Raw genomic sequence first — 5,460 nt, 5'->3', positions numbered from 1 at the left:
CGGTCACCGCGGGGCCCTCCAGCAGGCTGATCGGCTCGCCGCGGTGGTTGGTCCGCGTCCACGTCCTGTCCCCGCCGAGGCCGCCCTCGGCGACCCGCTCGTCGAGCTTGCGGCGTGCGACCGCGGTCGCGACACCGGCCACGACGCCCGCGACGATGAACCTGCCTGCACCCATGACTACCCCTCAAGTCCGTTTCGGTCGGGTCGTCGACCCTGCGCTTCGAGTCTGCGCCCTGAACCGGCTGGCGGCTCAGGCCCTACGTGTACCGGCTCAGCCAGCGGCCCCGTCGGTGGCGCCGTCAGTGACCCCTTCGGTGGCGCCGTCGGTCGTCCCGCCACCGGCTCCGTCGGTGGCCGGCGGCAGCACCAGCGTCGCGTCGTCCTCGAACCCGTACTGCCCCACGACGCCGTCCAGGCGGGCCGCGACGGCGAGGGGCACGTTGATGCGGCCCGTGAGCCGGTCGATGCCGCTGACGGTGCTGACCTCGGCGGCGAGCTCCTCGTTGTCCCGCACGGCCTGCACGGCGTCGCCCGGGTCGTCCGTCGGCCCCGCGAGCACGGCCGCGCCGGAGACCTCCTGGGCGGCCTGCGTGACGGCGGTCCAGACGTCCGGCGTCGGCTCCGCCTCCTCGGTGGCGCCGTCGGCCGTCTCCTGCGGCTGGCCCGCGGGACCCACGAGCAGCACCAGCGCCTCCGCGGCCTCGGTCTGCTCCTCGCCCGGCTCCACGAATCCGAAGCGCTCGAGCTGGTTCTCCAGGTCGGTGGCCTGCGAGCTGCGGTCACTGCCGCCGTCGTCGCCCGTGAGCGCGACGGCCAGCGCGGCGCCGAGCACCGCGCTCGGGTCGTCGTTCTCCGGGACGGCGTCGCCGAGGCCGGCACGCAGGCCCTCGGCGACGGTCTCGCGCGTCGACTCCTCCTCGGGGTCGGTCCAGGCGTCGGTCAGCTCGGTCTTGGACACCACCGTGGCGCCCGCCGTGTCGAGCTGGTTCAGCACGCCGTCGTGGACGTCCTGCGAGACCTCGCCGAGCTGCACCACCGCGACACGCTCGTTCTCCAGCGACCCGGTCACCAGCTGGGTGCCGACCGCCTCGATGTAGCGCTCGTCGCCGTCCAGGGCGTTCTGGGTGGCGTCCAGCTCGGTGCGCAGGTCGCTGCGCTCGGCGCGCAGCGCGTCCACCTGTTCGGTCAGGGTCTCCCCGATCGCGCCCTGCAGGGGGCCGGCACCGAGGATGATGCCGACGGCGAGGGCGAGGAAGACGGAGATGAGCGAGACGAGGTGGTATCGGAAGTCGATCACGGTAGGGAGGAGTCCTTAAGCATGTTCCGGGCGGGGCGGCCCGGCGTCAGGTCGGGGCGGTTTGGCGTGCGGGAGGGCATCCCAGCAGGTCAGCCGCCGAACAGGGTACCGATCCAGGACACCACGTCGTCGAACCGTGCCCCGATCAGGCCGAAGAATGTCTGCCCGGCCGACGTCGAGGCGAGTGCCGCGAGCACCGCCGCGACCCCCGCGCCGGACAGCAGCGTGAGCTGGGTGTTCGAGATCCGCGTGCGGTACAGCCGGGACACGCCCTTGGCGTCCACGAGCTTGCCGCCCACGCGGAGCCGCGTGAGGAAGGTCGAGGCCATGCCCGAGCGCCCCTTGTCCAGGAACTCCACGAGGGTGGCGTGCGTGCCGACGGCGACGATGAGCTCGGCGCCCTTGTCGTCGGCCAGCAGCATCGTGATGTCCTCGCTGGTCCCCGTGGCGGGGAAGACGACCGGCTCCACGCCGAGCGCCTTGACGCGCTCCAGCCCGGGGGCCTTGCCGTCGCGGTAGGCGTGCACCACGATCTCCGCACCGCAGGCCAGGGCCCGGTCGGAGACGGAGTCCATGTCGCCCACGATCATGTCGGGCTGCCAGCCCGCGTCGATGATCGCGTCCGCGCCGCCGTCCACGCCGATCAGGACCGGCCGGTTCTCCCGGATGTAGGACCGTAGCTGCGCCAGGTCCTCCCGGTAGTGGTACCCGCGCACCACGATCAGCACGTGCCGGCCGTCGATGTCGGTCCGGATGTCGGGCACCCCCACGCCGTCGAGCAGGAGGTCCCGCTCGCGGCGCAGGTAGGTCATCGTGTTCTCGGCGAACCGCTCGATCTCCGCCGACAGCCCCTCGCGGGCCGCGGCCATGCTCGCGGCCACCGTGCGCGGCGTCTGGTGCGTGCCCGTGGCCACGACCTCGCCGCCGACGACGATCTCGCCGCCCACGATCTCGACCTCGGCGTGCTCGTCGATGGCCATGACCGCGGGACCGAGGTCGTCCACGAGGACGATGCCGGCCTCGACCAGGATCTCCGGCCCCGTGTTCGGGTACCGGCCGGACGTGGACGGCGCGGCGTTCAGGACGGCCACGGGGGCCGCGGCGACCAGCGCGTCGGCGGCAACGCGGTCGATGTCGACGTGGTCGATCACGGCGACGTCGCCGTGGTTCAGCCGGGACGTGAGCTCCTTGGTGCGAGCTCCGATCCGGGCGGGGCCGTGCGCCACGGCCTGCGGCAGCACCGGAGCGGGGTCCGGTGCACTCTTCGCGGCGCTCTTGTCGGCGCGCTTCTCGGGTCGGGAGATCAGCTTCATCCGCTCTATCGTCCCACGACCGACGACTCCAGGAGCTCCAGGGCGTGGGTACGCGCCGTCTCCGAGTCGTCCTGGCCGGACAGCATGCGGGCCAGCTCACGGACGCGCGCGTCCGCGGTGACCTCGCGCACACCCGTGACCGTGATCATGCCGTCGTCGCCGTCCGCCGAACCGGCGTCGCCGTCCGAGCTCTTGGTGACCACGAGGTGGGCGTCCGCGAACGCGGCGACCTGTGCCAGGTGGGTCACCACGACCACCTGGGTGCTTCGCCCGAGCTGGGCCAGCCGGCGGCCCACCTCGACCGCGGCCCGGCCGCCGACGCCGGCGTCGACCTCGTCGAAGACGAAGGTGCTGCGCGGGGTCTCGGCCGTACGGGCCGCGGCCGCGCCGCCCGACGTCGCCAGGGCGACCTCGAGCGCGAGCATCACGCGCGAGAGCTCACCGCCGGAGGCGCCCTTGCCGAGCGGTCGCTCCGGAGCTCCCGGGTGCGGCACGAGCAGAAAGGTGACCTGGTCGCCGCCGAACGGGCCGGGCTGGTCGAGCGGCTCCACCGTGACCACGAGGTGCGCGCCGCCCATCGCGAGGCCGTGCAGCTCGTTCGTCACGGCCTCGGCCAGCTCGGACGCGCCGCGGGTGCGCTCGGCGGTGAGGATCTCGGCCAGCCGGGCCAGCTCGCCGTCCAGCTCGGCCACGCGCGCCCGCATCGAGGTGAGGCGGTCGCCGCCGTCGTCCAGGTCGAGCAGGCGCAGGCCCGCGTCGCTGGCCCACTGCAGCACCTCATCGATGGTCTCGCCGTAGGAGCGGGTCAGGGCGTTCAGCTCCGCCATGCGGTTGTGCGCCGTCTCCAGCCCGGCGGGGTCGGCCTGCAGGTCGTCGACGTAGGCGGCGACGTCGGTCGCCACGTCCGAGAGGAGGTAGCCCACCTCGGCGAACCGCGTGGCCAGGACGCCGAGCGCGGCGTCGGAGTGTGCCGCGGCGTCGAGCGCGCGGCGCGCCCGCTCCACCAGGGCGATCGCGTTCTCGCGCGCACCGTCGGCATCCTCGCCCGCGACGGCCTCGTGCGCCTCGGTCGCGGCCGTGCGCAGGCCCTCCGCGTTGGACAGGCGCTCGATCAGGGCCTGCAGCTCCGCGTCCTCGCCCGACTGCGGGTCGACGCGCTCGATCTCCTCCAGGCCGATGCGCAGCAGCTCCACCTCGCGGGCGCGCTCGGCGCCCCGCGCCTCCAGGTCGGCGATCTCGGTGAGCAGGCCGCCCCGCTCGCTCCACGCGGTGCGGTAGGCGGCGAGGACGCGCTGGTGCGCGGGACCCACGAACGTGTCGAGCGCGTCGCGCTGCTTGGCCGCCGTGCGCAGCCGGAGCTGGTCGGCCTGACCGTGCACGGTGAACAGGTCCTCGGCGATCTCCGCGAGCACGCCCTGCGGCACGGCCCGGCCGCCCAGGTGGGCCCGCGAGCGGCCGTCGGCGATGGTGCGCAGGATGACGACGGTGCCGTCGTCCTCCACCTCGCCGCCCGCCTCGTCGACGCGCTCCAGCACGGCGTCGCGCCCGGAGACGCGGACCCGCCCCTCGACCGCGGCCGACGACGCGCCCGGGCGCACCGACTGGGGGTCGGCCTTGGCGCCCATGAGCAGGTTCAGCCCCGTGAGCACCATCGTCTTGCCCGCGCCCGTCTCGCCCGTGATGACGGTCAGGCCGTCCGACAGGGGTACCCGGGCCGAGCGGATGACGCCCAGGTTCTCGATAGCGATCTCCTCGAGCACCTGACTCCTTAGGTCTCTGGTGTGGTGTCGGCTGGGTCAGAAGGTACATCTTGCACCTCGACGTGCCCGGACCCGACGCGGTCCCGCCAGCCCGACACGGGCAGGTTGAACTTGGAGACGAGGCGGTCCGCGAACGGCGCGTTCGACAGCCGTGCGAGGCGCACCGTACCCCCCTGACGCACCACGACGCGAGATCCGCGGGGCAGCCGGATCTCCCGGCGCCCGTCACAGGTCAGCACCCCCTCGACCGTCGACTGCGGCAGCACGTCGACCGTGTACCGCGACCGGGGGCCGATGACCAGCGGCCGCGCGAACAGCGCGTGCGCGGACAGCGGCACCATGAGCACGGCGTCGACGTCGGGCCAGATGACGGGGCCGCCACCCGAGAAGGCGTGCGCCGTCGAACCCGTGGCGGTGGACATCACCACGCCGTCGCAGCCGAACGAGAGCAGCGGGCGGCCGTCCACCCCGATCGCGACCTCGAGCATGCGGTCGCGCGACGCCTTCTCGACCGTCGCCTCGTTCAGCGCCCACCCGACCACGGGCTCCGCCGTGCCGGGCAGGTGCACCGTGACGTCGACCGTGGCCCGCTCCTCCACGTCGTAGTCGTGGGCCACGAGCCGCTGGACGGCGGCACGCAGGTCCTCGCGCTCGGACTCCGCGAGGAAGCCCACGTGCCCCAGGTTCACACCCAGCAGCGGCACGTCGGTGCCCCGCGTCAGCTCGGCGGCGCGCAGGATCGTGCCGTCGCCCCCGAGCACCATCACGGCCTCGGCGTTGTGCACGCCCTCGGCGACGCGCTTGGCCGCCATGTGATCGCCGAACTCCTCGGCGAGCGCGTCGTCGTGCAGCGTGTACTCGAAGCCCGCGGCCTTCAGCTCGCGCAGGGCCTCCGCCAGCGCCGCGACTGCCTGGGGGCGGCCGCCATGGGTCACGATGAGCACTCGCCGGGTCACGGGCTGGGCTCCTTCTGCTCGTCGGTGTGCTGCTGTGTCTTCGGCGCGTCCGGCGTCGGTTCGGCCTCTGTGCCGGTCTCCTCCCCGCCGTGCACGACGACGGCCGGCGGCTCGGGCGGGCGGCCGGGCCGCCC

At 73.8% G+C, this 5,460-nt stretch carries 4 protein-coding genes; all 4 read right to left on the bottom strand.

The features are described 5' to 3' along the window. Positions 1–271: 271 nt before the first annotated feature. On the bottom strand, positions 272–1,297 hold the full coding sequence (locus PROKR_RS04680) for a copper transporter (protein WP_051432670.1): 1,026 nt from the start codon (positions 1,295–1,297) through the stop codon (positions 272–274). Between the two features lie 89 nt (positions 1,298–1,386). Then, positions 1,387–2,610 (bottom strand): putative cytokinetic ring protein SteA, encoded by a 1,224-nt coding sequence (gene steA / locus PROKR_RS04675; protein ID WP_084800244.1) that lies wholly within the window; start codon positions 2,608–2,610, stop codon positions 1,387–1,389. 5 nt (positions 2,611–2,615) lie between these two features. Next, complete coding sequence (gene recN / locus PROKR_RS04670; RefSeq protein ID WP_036960034.1) at positions 2,616–4,370, bottom strand: DNA repair protein RecN; 1,755 nt, start codon at positions 4,368–4,370, stop codon at positions 2,616–2,618. Between the two features lie 8 nt (positions 4,371–4,378). Next, positions 4,379–5,326: an NAD kinase gene (locus PROKR_RS04665; protein ID WP_245605698.1), complete on the bottom strand. Its 948-nt coding sequence runs from the start codon at positions 5,324–5,326 to the stop codon at positions 4,379–4,381. Positions 5,327–5,460 lie beyond the last annotated feature (134 nt).

The organism is Promicromonospora kroppenstedtii DSM 19349 (genome assembly GCF_000515355.1).
Classification (GTDB): domain Bacteria; phylum Actinomycetota; class Actinomycetes; order Actinomycetales; family Cellulomonadaceae; genus Promicromonospora; species Promicromonospora kroppenstedtii.
Note: the sequence above shows the minus strand (reverse complement) of the source record. Positions and strands in the feature narration are given on the sequence as shown.